At 59.8% G+C, this 21,648-nt stretch carries 18 protein-coding genes; 9 read left to right on the top strand and 9 right to left on the bottom strand.

Annotation, left to right across the window (positions count from 1 at the left end; all coding sequences use genetic code 11):
* Positions 1-1,020 carry a quinone-dependent dihydroorotate dehydrogenase gene (locus tag AC1DIH_RS07860; protein WP_477771265.1) on the bottom strand — a complete coding sequence of 340 codons (1,020 nt, stop codon included), beginning with the start codon at positions 1,018-1,020 and terminating at the stop codon, positions 1-3.
* 249 nt (positions 1,021-1,269) lie between these two features.
* On the opposite strand from AC1DIH_RS07860, the gene AC1DIH_RS07855 reads away from it, so the two are divergent.
* The 8 genes from AC1DIH_RS07855 (at position 1,270) to cobA (ending at position 13,025) form a co-directional block, all read left to right on the top strand.
* Positions 1,270-2,481 carry a CmpA/NrtA family ABC transporter substrate-binding protein gene (locus AC1DIH_RS07855; protein ID WP_477771264.1) on the top strand — a complete coding sequence of 404 codons (1,212 nt, stop codon included), beginning with the start codon at positions 1,270-1,272 and terminating at the stop codon, positions 2,479-2,481.
* A gap of 15 nt (positions 2,482-2,496) precedes the next feature.
* Entirely contained in the window at positions 2,497-3,072 is a 576-nt protein-coding gene (locus AC1DIH_RS07850; RefSeq protein WP_145015334.1) for an ANTAR domain-containing response regulator, read from the top strand.
* 336 nt (positions 3,073-3,408) lie between these two features.
* Positions 3,409-4,620, top strand: a complete 1,212-nt coding sequence (locus AC1DIH_RS07845; protein ID WP_216744927.1) for a nitrate/nitrite transporter — start codon at positions 3,409-3,411, stop codon at positions 4,618-4,620.
* 7 nt (positions 4,621-4,627) lie between these two features.
* Positions 4,628-6,298, top strand: a complete 1,671-nt coding sequence (locus tag AC1DIH_RS07840) for a bifunctional protein-serine/threonine kinase/phosphatase (protein WP_477771263.1) — start codon at positions 4,628-4,630, stop codon at positions 6,296-6,298.
* Between the two features lie 458 nt (positions 6,299-6,756).
* Positions 6,757-9,210, top strand: coding sequence for a nitrite reductase large subunit NirB (gene nirB, locus AC1DIH_RS07835; RefSeq protein WP_477771262.1), 2,454 nt, complete (start codon positions 6,757-6,759; stop codon positions 9,208-9,210).
* Complete coding sequence (gene nirD / locus AC1DIH_RS07830) at positions 9,207-9,524, top strand: nitrite reductase small subunit NirD (protein ID WP_054593246.1); 318 nt, start codon at positions 9,207-9,209, stop codon at positions 9,522-9,524. The genes nirB and nirD overlap by 4 nt, the downstream gene beginning before the upstream one ends.
* A complete protein-coding gene (locus tag AC1DIH_RS07825) occupies positions 9,524-12,241 on the top strand; it encodes a nitrate reductase (protein ID WP_477771261.1) in 2,718 nt (905 codons plus the stop codon). Before nirD ends, AC1DIH_RS07825 begins: the two co-directional genes overlap by 1 nt.
* Before the next feature lie 10 nt (positions 12,242-12,251).
* Entirely contained in the window at positions 12,252-13,025 is a 774-nt protein-coding gene (gene cobA / locus AC1DIH_RS07820) for a uroporphyrinogen-III C-methyltransferase (RefSeq protein ID WP_477771260.1), read from the top strand.
* A 105-nt stretch (positions 13,026-13,130) separates the two neighbouring features.
* Here cobA and AC1DIH_RS07815 read toward each other — a convergent pair whose 3' ends face one another.
* From AC1DIH_RS07815 to rraA, 6 genes are all read right to left on the bottom strand, one after another.
* On the bottom strand, positions 13,131-14,108 hold the full coding sequence (locus tag AC1DIH_RS07815) for an OmpA family protein (RefSeq protein WP_477771259.1): 978 nt from the start codon (positions 14,106-14,108) through the stop codon (positions 13,131-13,133).
* 107 nt (positions 14,109-14,215) lie between these two features.
* Entirely contained in the window at positions 14,216-14,806 is a 591-nt protein-coding gene (sigX, locus tag AC1DIH_RS07810) for an RNA polymerase sigma factor SigX (RefSeq protein WP_075949123.1), read from the bottom strand.
* A 90-nt stretch (positions 14,807-14,896) separates the two neighbouring features.
* Positions 14,897-15,721 carry a mechanosensitive ion channel family protein gene (locus tag AC1DIH_RS07805; protein ID WP_008027407.1) on the bottom strand — a complete coding sequence of 275 codons (825 nt, stop codon included), beginning with the start codon at positions 15,719-15,721 and terminating at the stop codon, positions 14,897-14,899.
* 2 nt (positions 15,722-15,723) lie between these two features.
* Positions 15,724-15,969 carry a hypothetical protein gene (locus tag AC1DIH_RS07800; protein WP_054593251.1) on the bottom strand — a complete coding sequence of 82 codons (246 nt, stop codon included), beginning with the start codon at positions 15,967-15,969 and terminating at the stop codon, positions 15,724-15,726.
* A gap of 63 nt (positions 15,970-16,032) precedes the next feature.
* The gene (locus tag AC1DIH_RS07795; protein ID WP_427540247.1) at positions 16,033-17,028 is read right to left on the bottom strand and encodes a zinc transporter ZntB; all 996 of its coding nucleotides are present in this window, start codon (positions 17,026-17,028) and stop codon (positions 16,033-16,035) included.
* Positions 17,029-17,054: 26 nt separating this feature from the next.
* On the bottom strand, positions 17,055-17,546 hold the full coding sequence (gene rraA, locus AC1DIH_RS07790) for a ribonuclease E activity regulator RraA (RefSeq protein WP_019689473.1): 492 nt from the start codon (positions 17,544-17,546) through the stop codon (positions 17,055-17,057).
* Here rraA and AC1DIH_RS07785 point away from each other — a divergent pair.
* Entirely contained in the window at positions 17,538-18,002 is a 465-nt protein-coding gene (locus tag AC1DIH_RS07785) for a hypothetical protein (protein WP_477771258.1), read from the top strand. The genes rraA and AC1DIH_RS07785 overlap by 9 nt on opposite strands.
* A 34-nt stretch (positions 18,003-18,036) precedes the next feature.
* Here AC1DIH_RS07785 and AC1DIH_RS07780 read toward each other — a convergent pair whose 3' ends face one another.
* Positions 18,037-19,026 (bottom strand): alpha/beta fold hydrolase, encoded by a 990-nt coding sequence (locus tag AC1DIH_RS07780; protein WP_477771257.1) that lies wholly within the window; start codon positions 19,024-19,026, stop codon positions 18,037-18,039.
* A gap of 101 nt (positions 19,027-19,127) precedes the next feature.
* Complete coding sequence (gene ppsA, locus AC1DIH_RS07775) at positions 19,128-21,503, bottom strand: phosphoenolpyruvate synthase (protein WP_477766428.1); 2,376 nt, start codon at positions 21,501-21,503, stop codon at positions 19,128-19,130.
* Positions 21,504-21,648 lie beyond the last annotated feature (145 nt).

Raw genomic sequence — 21,648 nt, 5'->3', positions numbered from 1 at the left:
TCAACGCAGGGCTGCGATCGCGTCTACAGATTCGCGAATCAACGCCGGGCCCTTATAGATGAAGCCAGAGTACAGCTGCACCAGACTGGCACCCGCAGCGATTTTCTCAGCCGCGTGCTTGCCTTCGGTAATACCGCCCACCGCGATGATCGGCAAACGCCCGGCCAGCTCGGCTGCCAGCACCTTGACCGTGTGAGTGCTCTTGTCGCGCACCGGAGCGCCGGACAATCCGCCCGCCTCGTCACCGTATTCCATGCCTTCGACGCCTACGCGGCTCAAGGTAGTGTTGGTCGCAATCACCGCGTCCATCCCGGTGTCGATCAGCGCTTGTGCCACCTGAACGGTTTCTTCGTCGGTCATGTCCGGAGCGATCTTGATCGCCAGCGGTACACGCTTGCCGTGGCGTTGAGCCAGGTCTTCCTGGCGCTGACGCAAGGCTTCGAGCAGTTGCTTGAGCGAATCACCAAACTGCAGGCTGCGCAGGCCCGGAGTGTTCGGCGAGCTGACATTGACCGTCACGTAACTGGCGTGAGCGTAGACCTTGTCCAGGCAGATCAGGTAGTCGTCGACCGCACGTTCAACCGGCGTGTCGAAATTCTTGCCGATGTTGATCCCCAGCACGCCCTTGTATTTGGCCGCAGCCACGCGTGCCAGCAGATGATCGACGCCGAGGTTGTTGAACCCCATGCGGTTGATGATCGCCTCGGCTTGCGGCAAGCGGAAAATCCGTGGCTTTGGATTACCCGGTTGTGGACGCGGGGTGATGGTGCCGATTTCAACGAAGCCAAAACCCAACTGCGCAAACCCGTCGATCGCTGCACCGTTCTTGTCCAGACCTGCCGCCAGACCCACCGGGTTTGGAAAATCCAGGCCCATGACATTCACCGGCAGCTTCGCTGGCGCCTTGCACAGCAAGCCATTGAGACCCAAACGCCCACCTGCGCCGATCAGGTCCAGGGACAGATCGTGGGAGGTTTCCGGGGAGAGTTTGAACAGCAGTTGGCGGGCCAGGGTATACATGGGCGGGCTTGACTCGGTTGGCGGCGAAATAAGGCGGCGATTATAGCCGTGCATCGGGGTCGCAAGCGAGGCGCACGATGAAATCAGCCATCAGTGGCATATGCCTTGCACTGGTACTGACATCGGCACCCATGCCAATGGCGGGATGCGTGCCAGGTAACGATTTGAAAGGACAACGGCGTCGTCACCTGGCCTGGTTTGCACATGGGGCCTGGGTACGGCGCTTTTTTCATGCAAGGTGCTTATGTGATGACTGAACCTGAAGCAGGACCGCTGGCCTGGGTCAATGGCAGCGATGCCCCGGAAAAGACCGCGATCAACCTCGGTTTCATGGCCCTGAGCGACTGCGCATCCGTAGTGGTTGCGGCGACTCAGGGCTTCGCCCAACCCTACGGGTTGACCCTGAACCTCAAACGCCAATCGTCGTGGGCCAACCTGCGGGACAAACTGGTCAGCGGCGAACTGGATGCCGCCCACAGCCTCTATGGTTTGATCTACGCGGTGCATCTGGGCATCGGCGGCGTCGCCGCGACGGACATGGCCGTGCTGATGGGACTGAACCAGAACGGCCAGAGCATCAACCTTTCCCATGGCCTGCAAGGGTTGGGCGTGACCGGTCCTGAAGCGCTGGAACGTCACGTGCACCAAAGTCGCCCAAAACTCACCTTTGCCCAGACCTTCCCCACTGGCACCCACGCCATGTGGTTGTATTACTGGCTGGCGAGCCAGGGCATTCATCCGTTGCAGGATGTCGACAGCGTCGTGGTGCCACCGCCACAAATGGTCGCGCACTTGCAGGCCGGACGGATCGACGGTTTCTGCGTCGGCGAACCCTGGAGCGCCAGTGCGGTGAAGCAGAACCTCGGCTTCACCCTGGCGACAAGCCAGACCATCTGGCCCGACCACCCGGAAAAAGTTCTCGGCTGCACCCGCACCTTCGTCGAGCAATACCCGAACACCGCACGAGCACTGGTCATGGCGATCCTGGAAGCCAGTCGCTTCATCGAGCAAAGTACGGAAAACCGTCGCAGCACCGCGCAACTGTTGAGCGCTGTCGAATACCTCGATGCACCGCTCGACTGCATCGAGCCGCGCTTGCTGGGCGATTATGCCGATGGCCTGGGCAATCGCTGGCAGGACCCTCACGCACTGCGCTTTCACGGCGGTGGCGAGGTCAATCTGCCGTACCTTTCCGACGGCATGTGGTTCATGACCCAATTCCGGCGCTGGGGCTTGCTGCGCGAAGACCCGGACTATCTGCAGGTGGCGCGTCAGGTCCAGCAACTGGCTGTCTATCGCGATGCCGCCAGCGCGCTGGGGATCGCGGGCCAGGATCAGGAAATGCGCAGCAGCCAGTTGATCGACGGTAAAATATGGAATGGCTCGGACCCGGCGGCGTATGCCCGCAGTTTCAAGCTGCACGCCATGACCGACACCCCCGCTCTTCTCGCCCGCCGCTGACAGGAGGCTGCAAATATGTTGCGTATCCTGCTGATCAACGACACCGCGAAAAAGGTCGGGCGGCTCAAGGCCGCGCTGACCGAAGCCGGGTTTGAGGTGATCGATGAATCAGGACTGACCATCGACCTGCCTGCGCGCGTCGAAACGGTGCGTCCGGACGTGATCCTGATCGATACCGAGTCACCGAGCCGCGATGTGCTGGAGCAAGTGGTGCTGGTCAGCCGCGACCAGCCCCGGCCGATCGTGATGTTCACCGACGAGCACGACCCGGACGTAATGCGCCAGGCGATCAAGTCCGGCGTCAGCGCCTACATCGTCGAAGGCATTCATGCCGCACGCCTGCAACCGATCCTCGACGTGGCCATGGCACGCTTTGAAAGCGATCAGGCCTTGCGTGCCCAACTCCAGGCCCGCGACCAGCAACTGGCCGAGCGCAAGCGCATCGAACTGGCCAAGGGCTTGCTGATGAAAATGAAGGACTGCAATGAAGAACAGGCCTACACCCTGATGCGCCGCCAGGCCATGAGCCGCCAGCAGAAGCTGATCCAGGTGGCCGAGCAGATCATTGCCATGAGCGAGTTGCTGGGCTGACCCTTCTAGCGCCTGTTGGGGCGCCCATCGCGAGCAGGCTCGCTCCCACAAGGAAATTGCGTCGTACACAAATCAACTGTGTGCGAGCCTGCTCGCGATTGGCCGCTACGCGGTTTCGCCTGTTGGCACAGATCTCGCTAAGTAAACCACACAGGTAACCAACGGCGGTTGCCCCACCTACGACAAAGACGTCGCATACCCCTTTCGCGCAAGTGCAGCGGGTTGCGGCGTTTTTTCGTTTTGGCCCCACAGCCCGGGGCCGGTGGTGCGGCCGTCGCGGCGCGCCACCGCCAAGCTCATGACTCCCTTCGAGACTCTTTACAGCTGAGGTGCGCGATGAATTCAAGCTTCTGGAAATCCGGCCATACCCCGACACTCTTCTCGGCCTTCCTGTATTTCGACCTGAGCTTCATGGTCTGGTACCTGCTGGGTCCGCTGGCAGTGCAAATCGCCGCCGACTTGCACCTGACTACCCAGCAACGCGGGCTCGTGGTGGCCACGCCGATTCTGGCCGGGGCCTTCTTGCGCTTCGTGATGGGATTGCTGGCAGATCGTCTGTCACCGAAAACCGCCGGGCTGATCGGTCAAGTGATCGTGATCTGCGCCCTGTTCGGCGCCTGGAAACTCGGCATTCACAGCTACGAACAAGCGCTTCTGCTGGGCCTGTTCCTCGGCATGGCCGGCGCCTCGTTCGCGGTCGCCCTGCCCCTGGCCTCGCAGTGGTATCCGCCACAGCATCAGGGCAAGGCGATGGGCATCGCCGGCGCGGGCAACTCAGGCACGGTGTTCGCCGCGCTGATCGCCCCGATGCTGGCGGCCTCATTTGGCTGGAGCAACGTCTTTGGCTTCGCACTGATCCCGCTGATCCTGACGCTGATCATCTTCGCCTGGCTGGCGAAAAACGCACCTGAACGGCCGAAAGCCAAATCCATGACTGACTACCTCAAGGCCCTCGGTGACCGCGACAGCTGGTGGTTCATGTTTTTCTACAGCGTGACCTTCGGCGGCTTCATCGGCCTGGCCAGCGCCCTGCCCGGCTACTTCAACGACCAATACGGCCTGAGCCCGGTCACCGCCGGCTACTACACCGCAGCCTGCGTGTTCGGCGGCAGTTTGATGCGACCACTCGGTGGTGCACTGGCGGATCGTTTCGGTGGCATTCGCACCTTGCTGGTGATGTACACGCTGGCCGCGACCTGCATTGCTGCCGTGGGCTTCAACCTGCCCAGCTCCTACGCTGCACTGGCACTGTTCGTCTGCACCATGCTCGGCCTTGGCGCGGGTAACGGTGCGGTGTTCCAGCTGGTACCACAACGCTTTCGCCGCGAAATCGGCGTGATGACCGGGTTGATCGGCATGGCGGGCGGCATCGGCGGTTTCGCCCTCGCGGCAGGCATGGGTGCGATCAAGCAGAGCACCGGCAGCTATCAGCTGGCCTTGTGGTTGTTCGCCAGCCTCGGTGTTCTGGCCTGGTTTGGCCTGCACGGGGTCAAACGCCGCTGGAGAACAACATGGGGTTCGGCTGCTGTGACCGCCGCGCGGGTATGATGCACCGATGAGCCTGCAATTGAGCTTCGCCGAGGCCAGCGCCATCGGCCCACGGGACGAAAACCAGGACGCCCTGCGCCTGGTCACGCCCGCCGCTGAACTGGCGGCGAGCAAGGGGTTTCTGTTCGCCATCGCCGACGGCGTCAGTCRATGCGCCGATGGCGGGCTCGCCGCCAGGGCGACCTTGCAGGCCCTGGCCCTCGACTACTACGCCACGCCGCAGACCTGGGCTGTGGCGCAAGCGCTGGACCGCCTGCTGCTGGCACAGAATCGCTGGTTGCAGGCCAATGGCGGCGGCCAGCCATTGCTCACCACCGTCAGCGCGCTGGTGCTGCGCGGTCGTCGATTCACGTTGGCGCACGTTGGCGACTGTCGAGTGTATCGCTGGCACGCCGATCAGTTGCAGCGCATCACCGAGGACCACGTCTGGGAACAACCGGGCATGCAGCATGTGCTCAAGCGCGCACTGGGACTGGATCAACATCTGGTGCTGGACTTTCTCGATGGTGAATTACGCGCCGGCGAGAGCTTCGTCCTGCTAAGCGACGGCGTTTGGGCGACGCTGGGCGACACCGCCATCGCCGCCATTCTGCGCGATCAACCCGACCTCGACAGCGCGGCRCAAACCCTGGTCAACGCCGCTCACCTGGCCGGCAGTCAAGACAACGCCAGCGCGCTGCTGGTTCGGGTCGACACCCTTGGTGAAACGAGCATCGGCGATACGCTGATCCAACTGCAGCAATGGCCATTACCGCCGCCCCTCAAACCCGGCCAGGCCTTCGAGGGCTGGCACGTCGAGAGACTGCTCGGGCAGAGTCAGCAGTCGCTGATTTACCGTGTCCGTGATGGGCAGCAACAGCCCTGGCTACTGAAAACACTCCCCTCCCAGTTGAACAACGACACAAAGGCCGCCCAGGCGCTGCTCTCTGAAGAGTGGTTTCTCAAGCGCGTTGCCGGTCGAAGCTTTCCGGAAGTTCACCCAGCGGCGCAACGTCAGCACTTGTACTACGTGATGCGCGAGTATCCGGGGGTGACCCTGGCCGAGCTGTTCGCGCAAAACGGTCCGTTGCCGCTGCCCCAATGGCAGCAACTCGCCGAACGTTTGCTAAGGGCGGTGGGCATGCTGCATCGGCGGCAGATCTTCCATCGCGACATCAAACCGGAAAACCTGCTGCTGTCTGAGGACGGTGAGTTACGGCTGCTGGATTTCGGCCTGGCGTACTGCACCGGTTTATCCGAAGACCAATCGAACGCGCTGCCGGGCACCCCGAGTTATATCGCCCCGGAAGCGTTCAACGGGAGTCCACCGACACCGCAACAGGATCTGTATGCCGTCGGCGTGACGCTTTATTACCTGGCTACCGGGCATTATCCCTACGGGGAAATCGAAGCCTTTCAGCGGCCGCGCTTTGGCCTGCCAATCAATGCCAATCGTTATCGGCCGGATTTACCCGACTGGCTGGGACAAAGCCTGGAACGCGCAGTATGTGCCGACCCGGCGCAACGCTATGAAACGGCGGAGGAATGGTTGCTGCTGCTGGAACAAGGCGAGCGGCGCAGTTTGAGCGTGCGCCCCAGACCGTTGCTGGAACGTGAACCGTTGAAGGTGTGGCGGACGTTGGCGCTGGTGTCGTTGCTGATCAATCTGGTGCTGTTGTATCTGGCATTTCATGCCTAACGCCTTGCTTTACGTAGCAGCTGGCGCAGCCTGCGTTCGGCGGCGCAGCCGTCGTAAACCCTATGTGCAAGGTGTACCTGAAAAACCGCAGTGCCTGATTTCACGACGGCTGCGCCGCCGAACGCAGGCTGCGCCAGCTGCTACAGGGATTTGTCGCGCCAATTGCGGGCGCCGCGCTTTGATTTGGTGCAAAAAGCTCAAGTCAGGCACTGAATAACGAAGCGAAACCCAACAAAACCGCGCCCTCCGCCGATTTGGCACGACCACTGCATTACCCTTTCCAACAGACATAAAGCCCGGCCTTCAACGACGAAGGGCGTGCTTCCCGAGAGAACGGGACCAGGACAAAGGCGTCCTCGCTAGGTAACTAGCGGGACGCCTTTTTTTGTTTGCGCAAAATTTGTCGAGCCAGCCTGACCGCCCTGATGAGGCAAGCCTGAGCTCCCCCGGAGAACCTGATGAAAAAACTAAAACTGGTGATGATCGGCAATGGCATGGCCGGGGTTCGCACCCTGGAAGAATTGCTCAAGCTGAGCAGCGAGCTGTATGACATCACGGTCTTCGGTGCCGAGCCCCACACCAACTACAACCGCATTCTTCTTTCGCCAGTGCTGGCGGGTGAGCAGACCTTTGAAGAGATCGTGCTGAACGATCTTGATTGGTACCTGGAAAACAACATCAAACTGCTGCTCAACCGCAAGGTAGTGGAGATCGACCGGGTCAAACGCCGGGTCATCGCCGAAGACGGCAGCGAAGCCGAATACGACCGCCTGCTGATCGCCACCGGTTCGACGCCATTCATCCTGCCGATTCCGGGCAACACCCTGGAAGGCGTCATCGGTTACCGCGACATCGCCGACACCCAGGTCATGATCGACACCGCCAAGACCCACAAGCACGCAGTAGTCATCGGCGGCGGCCTGCTGGGCCTTGAAGCGGCCAATGGGCTGATGCTGCGCGGCATGCACGTCACCGTGGTGCACCTCGGCGAGTGGCTGCTGGAACGGCAACTGGACAAAACCAGCGGCCAGCTGCTGCAAACCGCCCTGGAAGGTCGCGGCTTGCACTTTCGCCTGTGCGAACAGACCCAGGCCCTGCACGACGCCGGCAATGGCCGGGTCGGCTCGGTGCAGTTCAAGAACGGCGACATCATTCCCGCTGACCTGGTGGTAATGGCCGCCGGCATTCGCCCCAATACCGAACTCGCGGAAAAATCCGGCATCCCGTGCAACCGCGGGATTCTGGTCAACGACACCCTGCAAACCTATGACCCGCGCATCTATGCAATCGGCGAATGCGCCAGTCACCGCGGCATCGCCTACGGCCTGGTAGCGCCGCTGTTCGAGCAGGCCAAGGTCTGCGCCAACCACCTGGCGCAGCTGGGGTTTGCCCGCTATTCGGGGTCGGTGACCTCGACCAAATTGAAAGTCACCGGCATCGACCTGTTCTCTGCCGGCGACTTCATGGGCGGCGAAGGCACCGAAACCATCACCCTCTCCGACCCGATTGGCGGGGTCTATAAAAAACTGGTGATCAAGGATGACGTGCTGGTCGGTGCCTGTCTGTACGGCGACACTGCGGATGGCGGCTGGTATTTCCGGCAGATTCGTGAGAACCACGCCATCGGCGAAATCCGCGATCACCTGATGTTCGGCGAAAACGCTCTGGGCGATGTAGGCCATCAAGGCCAGGACAAAGCCATGAGCATGGCTGACAACGCCGAAGTCTGCGGTTGCAATGGCGTCTGCAAGGGCACCATCGTCAAGGCGATTCAGGAACACGGGCTGTTCAGCGTCGATGAGGTCAAGAAACACACCAAAGCGGCCAGCTCCTGCGGCTCCTGCGCCGGACTGGTGGAACAGATCCTGATCAACACCGTCGGCGGCGCGGCGGACGTCAAACCGAAAAGCGAAAAAGCCATCTGCGGTTGCAGCGACCTCAACCACGGACAGATCCGCCAGGCGATCCGCGAAGAGCATCTGCTGACCATCTCCGGGACCATGAGCTACCTGAACTGGCGTACCCCGAATGGCTGCGCCACCTGCCGTCCGGCGCTCAATTACTACCTGATTTCCACATGGCCAGGCGAGGCCAAGGACGATCCGCAATCACGGCTGATCAACGAACGGGCCCACGCCAACATCCAGAAAGACGGCACGTACTCTGTAGTCCCACGGATGTGGGGCGGTGTGACCAATCCTTCGGAGCTGCGGCGTATTGCCGATGTGGCCGACAAGTACAACGTGCCCATGGTCAAGGTCACGGGCGGCCAGCGCATCGACTTGCTGGGGATCAAGAAGCAGGATCTGCCCGGCGTCTGGAAGGACCTCGACATGCCGTCCGGCCATGCCTACGGCAAATCGATCCGCACGGTCAAAACCTGCGTCGGCAGCGAGTTCTGCCGCTTCGGTACGCAAAACTCCACGCAACTGGGCATTGAACTGGAGCATGACCTGTTCAACATGTGGTCGCCGCACAAGGTCAAGCTGGCGGTCTCAGGTTGCCCGCGCAACTGCTCGGAAGCCGGGATCAAGGACGTCGGAATCATCGGCGTCGACTCGGGTTGGGAGATGTACATCGGCGGCAACGGCGGGATCAAAACCGAGGTCGCGGAATTCTTCGTCAAACTGAAAACCGCCGAAGAAGTTCGCGAGTACAACGGTGCTTTCCTGCAGCTGTATCGCGAAGAAGCCTTCTACCTCGAGCGCACCGTGCACTACCTGCAACGGGTCGGCATGGAGCACATCAAGAAAGCCGTGCTGGAAGATCCGGAGCGCCGCAAAGCACTCAACGATCGGCTGCAATTCTCCCTGTCGTTCGAGCAGGACCCATGGAAAGAACGCCTTGAACAGCCGTTGCTGAAGAAGGAGTTCGATGTGATCCCCGTGAAAAACCTGGAGGTGCCGGCATGAACTGGCTGGATATCTGCGCACTCGAAGAAATCAACGCCTTGGGCTCGCGCATCGTCAGCGGCCCCAAAGGTGACATCGCGATTTTTCGCACCAGCGACGACGAGGTTTTCGCGCTCGACGACCGCTGCCCACACAAAGGTGGACCGCTGTCCCAGGGACTGATCTACGGCAAACGCGTCGCTTGCCCGTTGCACAACTGGCAGATCGACCTGGAGTCCGGTCAGGCCCTGGCGCCCGACGTCGGCTGCGCTCATCACCATCCGGCGCGGGTGGAGAACGGTCGGGTCATGCTGGCTCTGCGGGAAGCAGGCTGATGAACCGCCAGACGACCGCCTCGACCTGCTGTTATTGCGGGGTGGGCTGCGGCGTACTGATCGAGCATGACGGCGAGCAGATCCTCGGCGTCAGCGGCGACCCGACGCACCCGGCCAACTTCGGCAAGCTGTGCAGCAAAGGCTCGACCCTGCACCTCACTGGCGACCTCGCGGCACGGGCGCTGTACCCGGAACTGCGTCTCGGCAAAGGTATGGCCCGCAGCCGTGCCGACTGGGACACCGCTCTCGATCACGCCGCCAGCGTGTTCGCCGACACCATCGCCGAGCACGGCCCGGACAGCGTGGCGTTCTATATCTCCGGGCAACTGCTGACGGAAGACTATTACGCCTTCAACAAGTTGGCCCGGGCGCTGGTCGGCACCAACAACATCGACAGTAATTCGCGACTCTGCATGTCGTCGGCGGTGGTCGGCTACAAGCGCAGCCTGGGCGCCGACGCCCCGCCGTGCAGCTATGAAGACCTTGAGCTGAGCGATTGCGTGATGATTGTCGGCAGCAACATGGCCTACGCCCATCCGGTGCTGTTTCGCCGACTGGAAGAAGCCAAATCCCGCCGACCACAGATGAAAGTCATCGTCATTGATCCTCGACGTACTGACACCTGTGACCTTGCCGACCTGCACCTGGCCATTCTGCCGGGCACCGATGTCGCGCTGTTCCATGGGATTTTGCACCTGCTGCTGTGGGAAGACTGGGTCGACCGTGAGTTCATCAAGGCGCACACCGAAGGTTTGGCCGAGCTGAAGAACCTGGTGCGCGATTACACCCCACAAATGGTCGCGCAACTTTGCGGCGTCAGTGTTGAACAGCTGCAGCAATGCGCCGAGTGGGTCGGCACCTCAACCAGTTTTCTCTCGCTGTGGTGCATGGGCCTGAATCAATCCACTGCCGGCAGCGCAAAAAACAGTGCACTGATCAACCTGCACCTGGCCACCGGGCAAATCGGCCGGCCGGGCGCAGGCCCCTTCTCGCTCACCGGTCAGCCGAATGCCATGGGCGGGCGCGAAACCGGCAGTTTGTCGAACCTGCTGCCTGGCCATCGCGAAGCGGCCAATGCTGAGCATCGCGCCGAAGTGGCGGCTTACTGGGGCGTCGAGAAACTACCTGACACCACCGGGCTAACCGCCATTGAACTGTTCGAACAGGTCCAGAGCGGCAAGATCAAAGCAGTGTGGATCGCCTGCACCAACCCGGCGCAGTCGTTGCCGGATCAGCAAACCGTGCGCGCTGCATTGCAGGCTTGCCCATTCGTGGTGCTGCAAGAAGCCTTTCGGACCACCGAAACCGCGCCGTTTGCCGACCTGCTGCTGCCGGCCGCCAGTTGGGGTGAGAAAGAAGGCACGGTGACCAACTCCGAACGGCGGATTTCCCACGTTCGCCGCGCCATCAACGCACCGGGTGAAGCGCGCCCGGACTGGGCGATCACTGTGGATTTCGCACAGCGTCTGGAACAGCGCCTGCGTCCAGGACAGCCCAGCCTGTTTGCTTTCGAGCAACCGGCGCAGGTCTTCGATGAATACAAACAACTGACGCGCGGACGCGATCTGGACCTCTGCGGGATCAGCCATGCGCTGCTCGAGCGCCTCGGCCCGCAGCAATGGCCGTTCCCTGACGGTGCCTTGAGCGGAACGCCACGGCTTTATGTGGACGGGATTTTCCCTACCGAGAGTGGCCGTGCACAGTTTGTCGCCGACCCGTATCGCGCCGCCAAGGAGCAACGTGACGCACGCTTTCCGCTGACCCTGATCACCGGGCGCCTGCGCGATCAATGGCACGGCATGAGCCGCACCGGCACGGCTGCACAATTGTTCGGCCATGTCAGCGAAGCCCTGTTGAGCCTGCACCCCGATGAACTGCGTCGGTATCGGCTGCAGACCGGCGACCTGGTCAACCTCAAAAGCCGTCGAGGCAGCGTGATCGTTGCCATCGGCAGTGATGACAGTGTGCGCCCGGGCCAGGCGTTTCTGCCGATGCACTGGGGAGACCGTTTCCTCAAGGGCGGCGTCAATACGCTCACGCAGCCGGCATTCGACCCCCTGTCGAAGCAACCCGAACTTAAACACAGCGGCGTGCGTATCGAACCGGTAAAGCTGCCATGGCAATTGTTCGCACTGGTTGAGGGCGATGTTCAGCAGCATTTCGAGACCTTACGACCGCTCTGCGAGGACTTTGCCTACGTCAGCCTCAGCCTGGCCGGCCGTGAACGCCCAGCGCTGCTGATACGCGCTGCCAGCGCCCAGGTACCTGATCCGCAACGATTGCATGACATCGATCAACAACTGGGACTCAACGATGGCCCGGTCCTGGCTTACGACGATCCACGGCGCGCCATTGGCAAACGCGTACGCATCGAACAGGGCCGGATTACCGCCATTCGCCTGGCTGGCGAAACCCTTGCACAACACTGGCTGCAAAACCTCTGGCTGGAAGGCCGTGCCGACGAACAACTGCGGCGCTGGCTGTTGGCGCCGTTGAGCACGCCACCCGGCAGTGCGGGCTCATCCGTCAGCGCCACGAAAACTCTGTGCAACTGCAAGAACGTCAGCGAAAGCGCGGTGTGCGCCGGCATTCGCAGTGGCCTGGATTTGCAGGGCCTGAAACAACAACTCGGTTGCGGCACGCAATGCGGCTCCTGCGTCCCGGAAATCAAGCGTCTGTTGGCGGCCAACGTGCAGCCCATCGCAATCACCTCGTGAGGAATAGAACATGAGCGCAAAAGTCTGGTTGGTCGGTGCAGGTCCCGGTGACCCTGAATTGCTGACCCTCAAAGCTGTACGGGCGCTGAACGAAGCCGATGTGGTGCTGATCGATGACCTGGTCAACGACGCGGTGCTGGTGCATTGCCCGCAGGCACGAATCATTGCGGTCGGCAAACGTGGTGGCTGTCGCTCTACTCCGCAGGCGTTCATTCATCGCTTGATGCTGCGTTATGCCCGCCAAGGCAAGTGTGTGGTGCGGCTCAAGGGTGGTGATCCGTGCATTTTCGGACGTGGCGGTGAAGAAGCGCAGTGGCTGCGCGAGCGCGAGATTGAGGTGGAGTTGGTCAATGGCATCACTGCAGGCCTGGCCGGCGCAACGCAATGTGATATTTCCCTGACCCTACGCGGCGTTGCCCGCGGCGTAACTCTGGTCACCGCACACACTCAGGACGACAGCGAGCTTAACTGGCGAGCCTTGGCCCAAAGCGGTACGACACTGGTGATTTACATGGGCGTGGCGAAATTGAGCTCAATTGGCGAGCAATTGCTTGCCGGTGGGATGGCGGCTGATACGCCCGTGGCGATGATTGAAAATGCTTCATTGCCTCACCAGCGCGAATGCCGGAGCAACCTGACTGCAATACAGGAAGATGCCCACAACTTCCAACTGAAAAGCCCGGCGATCCTGGTGATCGGTGCGGTGGCTGCCAGTGACAATGTTAAAAGATCGCAGCCTGCTGCAGCTTCTGCAGAGGAGTATTGGAACGCCAATCTCGCGTAGGAGCTGCCGAAGGCTCGGGCCACGTTCGGACGATCTTTCAAAAAGCTAAATCGCAGACAAAGAAAAGCCCGGCCTAAGCCGGGCTTTTCCGAACTACCAGGCTAATTACTTAGCGGTAGCTTCAACCTGCGCTTCTACGCGACGGTTTGCAGCGCGGCCAGCGTCAGTGCTGTTGTCAGCAATTGGGCGGGACTTGCCATAACCAACCGAGTGAACGCGGTTAGCCGAAACACCATCCTTGACCAGGACTTGTTTCACAGCGTCAGCACGACGCTGGGACAGCTTCTGGTTGTAAGCGTCAGGACCGACGTTGTCGGTGTGACCTTCAACTACGGTGGTGGTGTTCGGGTACTGCTTCATGAAGTCAGCCAGGTTCTTCACGTCGCCGTAGCTGTTTGGCTTGACAACAGCCTTGTTGAAGTCGAATTTCACGTCCAGTTGAACGCGAACAACTTCAGCAACTGGAGCTTCTGCAACTGGCTCTGGAGCCGGTGCTGCAACCGGTGCTGGAGCTGGAGCAACTTTGCCGCCAGTGCCGCCGAAGTTAACGCCCAGGCCGATCAGAGCCTGGTAGTCCCAACGACCGTTGTCCAGCTTGTAGTCAGCTTCAACGCCAGCACGAGCGTACAGGTTGTCGGTCATGTACCACTTGGCGCCAGCGCCAGTGGTCAGGTAGGTGGACTTGTCACGACCAGTGTGACCGTCAGCAGCGACGTTGGTCATGCTGCCGTGGGATACACCGCCTTCAACGTAAGGACGGATAGCGTCGCCAACGGTACCGAAGTGGTACTGGGATTTCAGGCCGAAGTGATCGCCACGGATCCGCTGGTTGCCAGTATCGGTGTCCGAACGGGTGTATTCGTCTTTGCGATAGGTCGCGTTCACAGACACGTCATCGGTCAGGAAGTAGCCGATCGAGACGCCAGGTGTACGGCCGTTCTGGTAGGAATCGACGCTGTGGTTCCAGGTTTTACCCCAGAACGCCTCACCTTCGACCGCGCCTTGGCCTTGTGCCAGAGCGCCGAACGAAGTAGCGGCAATAAGAGAACCAATGGCCAAGCCCAAGGTGTTTTTCAGTTTCATCCGTTAAATCCCCATCTGGTGATTGTAAAGCAGTCCCGCAAACCGGGGGACAACTCGGCGGCAAGTCTATCAGAACTTGCCTACACGTAAGAAATATTTGCGCTGAACTAAGTTTCAGCGATGCCTGCAAATTTCTCACGTAATTTGTCAAGAGCGCGTTTGTACCGCATTTTCGTTGCACTCAAACCCATGTGCATGATGTCCGCGATCTCCTGAAACTCCAACTCTGCGACAAATCGTAGCACTAGAATTTCTCGGTCAATCGGGTTCACATACACTAACCAGCGATCAAGTCCACCCTTTTCCTCAGGTTTCGGCGCCTTCTCTTCAGACGCTTCCTCAAGGGGGTCCAGACTCAAAGCGTCCATCAAGCGACGCTTACGCCGTTCCTTCCGATACTGTGTGATGCATTCGTTGTACGTGATGCTGTAGAGCCACGTTTTGAACTTCGATTTACCCTCGAAGTTCTTCAAACCGTACAACACCTTCAACATCACTTCCTGACAGACATCATCTGCGTCACGATCGTTCCCAAGATACCGTGCACAAACGTTAAATAATGTTCTCTGATAACGCCGCATCAGCTCTTCGTAGGCGCGCGTCACGTGAAACAGCTCCGTGTGCGAGCGCGCGACCAACTCCTCATCAGAGAGCTCGCGGGGGTCGTAGCGCATGGATAGCGATTGGGCTTTATTCAAAACAAGTCGGGCCGACAGTCAGGTCAATGTCCGCCGCAGCCCATCGTATCGGGCATTTTGCGGCGGCATACATTAGCAGGGTTTGCCGGGTTAGCGGCTACTAACATGCTGTTCCAGGAGGATCCGATTGGAAAGTGAGACTAGCTCACCCTCATCGGTCAGCAATGTAGTTTTAACCGTGCCGATCTCTTCGATCTGACCTTCGACCTCACCAACACGCACTTGTTGCCCAACCTGATACAACTCACGCACATAGATTCCAGCAAGAATCTGACCAGCGATTTCCCGACTTCCCAACCCCATGGCCAAGGCAACTGCCAGACCAACGGTAATCAAGACAATCACGATCACATGGTTCAGCAGGTCCGTTTTGACCTCAAGCTGACTGATCGCGACCGAAATACTGATGATGATCACCAGGCCTTGAGCGATACGCCCAAGACCTGCTGCGTAATCCAGCCCTACGCCTTCTGCGGCGCCACGCACCAGCCCATTGGCCAATTGTGCGAGCAACACGCCCACCAGCAACACCAGTGCGGCACCAAATACTTTCGGCAAATACAGCGCCAGCATGTCGAGCGTAGCCGAAACTCGCTCCAAGCCAAGGGATTCTGCAGCAGAAACCAGAAAAATCAGCAAAACGAACCAATAAACGATCTTGCCGATCAGCGTAGAAATCGGCACCTGCAGCCCTGCGCGGGACAGCAGCTTGGTCAAGCCGGTACCGCCCATCAAGCGATCCAGGCCCAGTTTTGCGAGCAATTTCGAGAGCAGGGTGTCGAGCAGCTTGGCTACGACAAAACCCAGCAGAAGCACTACCAGTGCGCCGAACAGGTTCGGAATGAAGTTCGCTACCTTGGTCCACAACGCAGTCATTGCAGTGACGAGGCTCTGAGTCCAGAGATCAAGTTCCATATTCAATCAGCCTTATCAGCAGTGCGGGCAGCAGGTTTATGACGGGAAACCGGCATGACATGGGCCGATCCGTTATTCAGGGCGATCATCAGCGCGGGCAGCCAGCGGCCCAGCAGACTGAACAAATCACCGGCACCAACCTGGCGGTTGGCGGTTTTCAGCACACGCCCCAGACAGGCATCGTCGTCACGGGTGGACGGTGATGCCTTGAGCATGTCGCGCAAGGACTGTTCAAACGGATCGTGCATACGCACCTCTCGTGATATCTGTGAAAGACGCGATCAAAATTCCTCGGGTCACATGGCTCTCCCTCATACCCAGCGCAAACGCCGGAACAACCACCACTGCCCCACCCCTACCGTCACCATCATCAGGCAGGCAATCACGAAGCCATAAGGGTTCCCGGAAAAAGGAATTCCGCCGACGTTTATTCCGAGCAAACCGGTCAGAAAACTCATCGGCAAAAAGATCCCGGTGATGATCCCGAAGCGGTACATGATGCGATTCATGTGCACGTTCAAACGCCGGTCTTCAGTCTCAAGCACCAGCCCCACGCGCTCCCGGGTCAATTCCAGTTCTTCCAGGTAACGCGTCAGGCTGTTGTTCAATTCGTTCCAGTAGTCGCCGTCATCATCGACAAACCATGGCAGTTTTATCCGCGTCAGTTGGCCGAAGATATCCCGCTGCGGAGCAAGGAAGCGCTTCAGCCCGGCCGCTCGCCGACGGATCTGCACAATGGCGCCATGCTCCGGAGTATACCGTTCGTCGGCATCCAGCTTTTCTTCTTCGTCATCGACGATTTCGGAGAGATCACTGACCAGATCCTGCACCTTATGGGTGAGGTACTGAGCCAGATAAAGGACCAGTTCAGAGGTGGTTTTCGGCCCCTTGCCCTCGTTCAGTTGCACCAGCAACTCATCGGTGGCGCGTAACGGGCGTAAACGCAGGGAAATGACCCGCTGAGCAGAGGCGAAGATGCGCACCGACACCATGTCTTCAGGCTCGGCACCCGGGTTGAGGTTGATTCCGCGCAAAAACAGCAACAGCTCGGAGTCCGGCAGCGCCAACAGGCGTGGCCGGGTATTCTCCTCGAGCAGCAGGTCACAGCTGAACTCACTCAGACCGCTGGATTTACGTAACCAGGTCTGAGTTTGCGGGTGACTACGGTCCCAGTGCAGCCAAAGGCTTTCATGGGGTTGCAGTTGCAGGTCATCCAGTTCAGTCCGGGCAAGCCAACGCGCACCACCTTTACCATCCAGCACCAGGGCATGCACCAGCCCCCACTGCGCGTTTTCTTCCTCGAACATCCTCACCCCTGGCTTGAATCGGCTGTTTATTCTGGCATCTTCAACGGACTTGGCGAGACGATCACGCCGTTATTGTCCGCGTAGATGTATTCACCCGGACGGAAAGTCACGCCGGCGAAGGTTACCGCAACATTCAGCTCACCGACGCCACGCCTGTCGGTTTTCATCGGATGGCTGGCCAGCGCCTGCACGCCCAGGTCGGTTTGCGCGATAACGTCGACATCACGGATGCAGCCGTAGATGACCAGCCCTTCCCACCCGTTTTTTGCGGCTTTCTCGGCGATCATGTCGCCCAGCAAGGCGCGGCGCAGCGAACCGCCGCCATCGACCACCAGCACCTTGCCATTCCCTTTGAGCTCGGCCTGCTCCTTGACCCGCGAGTTGTCTTCGAAACACTTGATGGTAACGATTTCGCCGCCGAAGGAGTCACGGCCACCAAAATTGCTGAACATCGGCTCCAGCACCTGCACCAGTTCCGGGTAGGCATCACACAGGTCGGGAGTGAGGTAATGGTTCATCGAGAAACTCCTGTAAAAGAGAAAGAACACGATCGTGGGCTGTCGAAAATCGCAGGGATTACGGCATCGAAACGAGTATCAGCAAAGAATTTAAACATCTATTCCGATGCGATCACCCTCGTAAGCCACCTTCAGCATACTCAAGCCAGGACACTGTGCCTGTACCGGCACGCCGCTGGGCAACTGAAATTCGATACCGTGGCGCCGACAACGCAGGATATTTCCCGACAATGTCGCGCTGCCGAGCGGCGAGCCTTGGTGCGGGCAGCTGTCTATCAGCAACAACGGCTGATTATCCAGCACCAACAACAGCAGGCTACGCCCTTCAACCTGGAACGTCCGCCGATAACCTTCATTCAGGTTGATCAGACGCTCAAGCGGTACGAACATAAGGCCGACTCAACAACTGTTTGTGACCAGAACAGCTCAATGCGTCATATCTTAGCCGTTCGCTGATCAGAGCGAAACGCTCTTGTCAGAGCATTCGCACTCAGACTGCCGTGGCCAAATCCAGCTTGCCAGCCAGCAACGGCGCCTGCGGATCTGTCAGCCAGCGCTGCACCAACGGCCAGACTTCGGCCTGAGCAGCTATGCTGACGAGCATTTCAACATGCCCGAAATTGTCCGAAAAACCCTGCTCGCGCCCCAGGCAGATGAACTGCTTGTGCTCGGAACCAATCTGATCGAACAGCTTGCGACACGCCCAATCCGGGTCCTGATGATCGCTGGTCGCGCTGACGCCCAGGACCGGCACCTGAACCTCGGCCAGCCCGGCCCACCAGTCTTTCTCGGCATCACCAAAACGTCCGAACAAGCCGTACCAGCGCATGCCTTCCAAGGCCAGGCCTATCGGCTCGTCCTCCGGACCGCGCTTGAGGCGAGAGCCCGAAATTTGCGCGAAACGCTTCAGGATGAACCGCCCGCTCCACTCCACCGGGGGAATTTTCAACGGCCAATAGGTGCGGCTGACCTGCGTACCAAAAAATGCCGCAGAGGCCACGGCAGGCTCCCCCAGGTACTGACCACCCAGCGCTGCCGCCAGGGTGATGCCGCCCAGTGAATGACCAATCCAGTGCGGAACCTGAGCGCTTTGCTCACGAACGAACGCAGCAATCGCCGGCAGATCGTAACGGGCATAGTCGGCAACGCGGTTCTTTCGATAGTTCTGGTTGCGCTGGGACAAGCCGTGACCGCGCATTTCCGGTATCCACACATCAAAGCCGGCACGCGCCAGATAGGCGCCCAGACCAAGGCCTTTGGGGGAAAACCAGAAACGTCGATTGGAAAAACTGCCGTGAAGCAAAATCACCGGGACGCCGCGCACGGAGGGCTCATCAGCCATGCCCAGGCGGGTGACCGCCAGCTCGACAGTACCGTCCGGGCTGTTGCCGGGTTTCAAACGGTAGACGTCCTCGCTCAGATCGCCGCGACGCTCGGCGCTGATCAAGGCGACAGGAAATAGGTTGCTGCTGCTTTGCATAATGCTCTTGCACAAAAAAGGGCGGCGTCCACCGGAGCCCGCCCTACTTGAATCTTAAAGCCCGTGTCAGCAGTGTAGCCGACCCGGGCTTCATTCACGGATCAGACCGCAGCCTGACCTTCAGCCAGGAAGAACCAGGTTTCCAGTACGGAATCGGGGTTCAACGAAACGCTTTCGATACCCTGCTCCATCAGCCACTTGGCCAGGTCTGGGTGGTCGGAAGGGCCCTGGCCGCAAATACCGATGTATTTGCCAGCCTTGTTGCAGGCCTGAATCGCGTTGGACAGCAGCTTCTTGACCGCTGGATTACGCTCGTCGAACAGATGCGCGATGATCCCGGAGTCACGGTCCAGGCCCAGGGTCAGCTGGGTCAGATCGTTGGAGCCGATGGAGAAACCGTCGAAGAACTCGAGGAACTCTTCAGCGAGGATCGCGTTGGACGGCAGTTCGCACATCATGATGACGCGCAGACCGTTTTCGCCACGCGCCAGGCCATTCTCGGCCAACAGGTCCACGACCTGGCTGGCTTCGCCCAGAGTACGGACGAACGGCACCATGATTTCGACGTTGGTCAGGCCCATGTCGTTGCGCACGCGTTTCAGCGCACGGCATTCGAGCTCGAAGCAGTCACGGAACGACTCGCTGATGTAACGCGAAGCGCCGCGGAAACCCAGCATCGGGTTTTCTTCTTCCGGCTCGTAGAGCTTGCCGCCGATCAGGTTGGCGTATTCGTTGGACTTGAAGTCCGACAGACGCACGATGACCTTTTTCGGCCAGAACGCGGCGGCCAGGGTGCTGATGCCCTCGACCAGTTTCTCGACGTAGAAGCCGACCGGATCGTGGTAACCGGCAATGCGCTTGTCGACGCTTTCCTTGATTTCCGACGGCAGGCCGTCGTAGTTCAGCAGTGCTTTAGGGTGCACACCGATCATGCGGTTGATGATGAACTCCAGACGGGCCAGGCCCACACCGGCGTTCGGCAACTGCGCGAAATCGAAGGCGCGGTCCGGGTTACCGACGTTCATCATGATCTTGAACGGCAGTTCCGGCATGGCGTCGACGGAGTTTTTCTTGATGTCGAAGCCCAACTCGCCTTCGAAGATGAAACCGGTGTCGCCTTCAGCGCAGGAAACCGTCACGCCCTGGCCGTCTTTCAACAGCTGGGTGGCATTACCGCAACCCACGACTGCCGGGATACCCAGTTCACGCGCAATGATCGCCGCGTGGCAGGTACGGCCGCCACGGTTGGTGACGATGGCGCTGGCGCGCTTCATGACCGGTTCCCAGTCCGGGTCGGTCATGTCGGAAACCAGAACGTCGCCCGGCTGGACTTTGTCCATCTCGGAAACGTCTTTGATGATGCGCACTTTACCAGCGCCGATGCGCTGGCCGATGGCGCGACCTTCAACCAGCACGGTGCCGGTTTCTTTCAGCAGGTAACGTTCCATGACGTTGGCCTGGGTGCGGCTCTTCACGGTTTCAGGGCGAGCCTGAACGATGTACAGCTTGCCGTCGTCGCCGTCTTTGGCCCACTCGATGTCCATCGGGCACTTGTAGTGCTTCTCGATGATCATCGCCTGCTTGGCCAGTTCGCTGACTTCAGCATCGGTCAGGCAGAAACGCGCGCGTTCGGCCTTGTCGACATCGACAGTCTTGACCGAACGACCGGCCTTGGCTTCGTCGCCGTAGATCATCTTGATGGCTTTGCTGCCCAGGTTGCGGCGCAGGATCGCCGGGCGACCCGCTGCCAGCGTGCCTTTGTGGACGTAGAACTCATCCGGGTTCACCGCGCCCTGTACGACAGTTTCGCCCAGGCCGTAGGCGCCGGTGATAAACACCACGTCACGGAAGCCGGATTCGGTATCGAGGGTGAACATCACGCCGGCAGTGCCGGTTTCCGAACGGACCATGCGCTGCACGCCAGCCGACAGGGCCACCAGCTTATGGTCGAAGCCCTGGTGCACGCGGTAGGAAATGGCACGGTCGTTGAACAGGGAAGCAAACACTTCCTTGGCAGCGCGAATGACGTTTTCAACGCCGCGGATGTTCAGGAAGGTTTCCTGTTGACCCGCGAAGGAAGCGTCCGGCAAGTCTTCGGCTGTTGCCGAGGAGCGCACGGCCACAGCCATGTCCGGGTTACCGGCCGACAGCGTGGCGAACGCGGTGCGGATCTCGGTGTTGAGCTTCTCCGGGAACTCGGCTTCCATGATCCATTGACGGATTTGCGCACCGGTTTTAGCCAGGGCGTTCACGTCGTCGACGTCCAGCGCATCGAGGGCAGCGTGGATCTGGTCGTTCAAACCACTTAATTCGAGAAAATCACGATAAGCCTGAGCCGTCGTGGCGAAGCCACCTGGGACCGATACACCGGCACCCGCAAGATTACTGATCATCTCGCCCAGGGATGCGTTCTTGCCCCCCACATGCTCTACATCGTGGACGCCGAGCTTATCGAGGGAAACTACGTACTCTACCAAGGTGATCTCTCCACTAACTGTGTTGGAAAAGCTCAGGGCGCTGGCGGCTCATCAGGAGCATTTGCCAGCAATATGGCCTGGACCTGGAAAATAAGTGAGAATGCGGGCCAATCCAGGCCGACAAACCGCGCCTATCATATCCAAG

Source organism: Pseudomonas sp. 05N36, assembly GCF_056397385.1.
The sequence above is the reverse complement of the archived record's forward strand: the minus strand, read 5'-3'. Positions and strand labels throughout refer to the sequence as shown.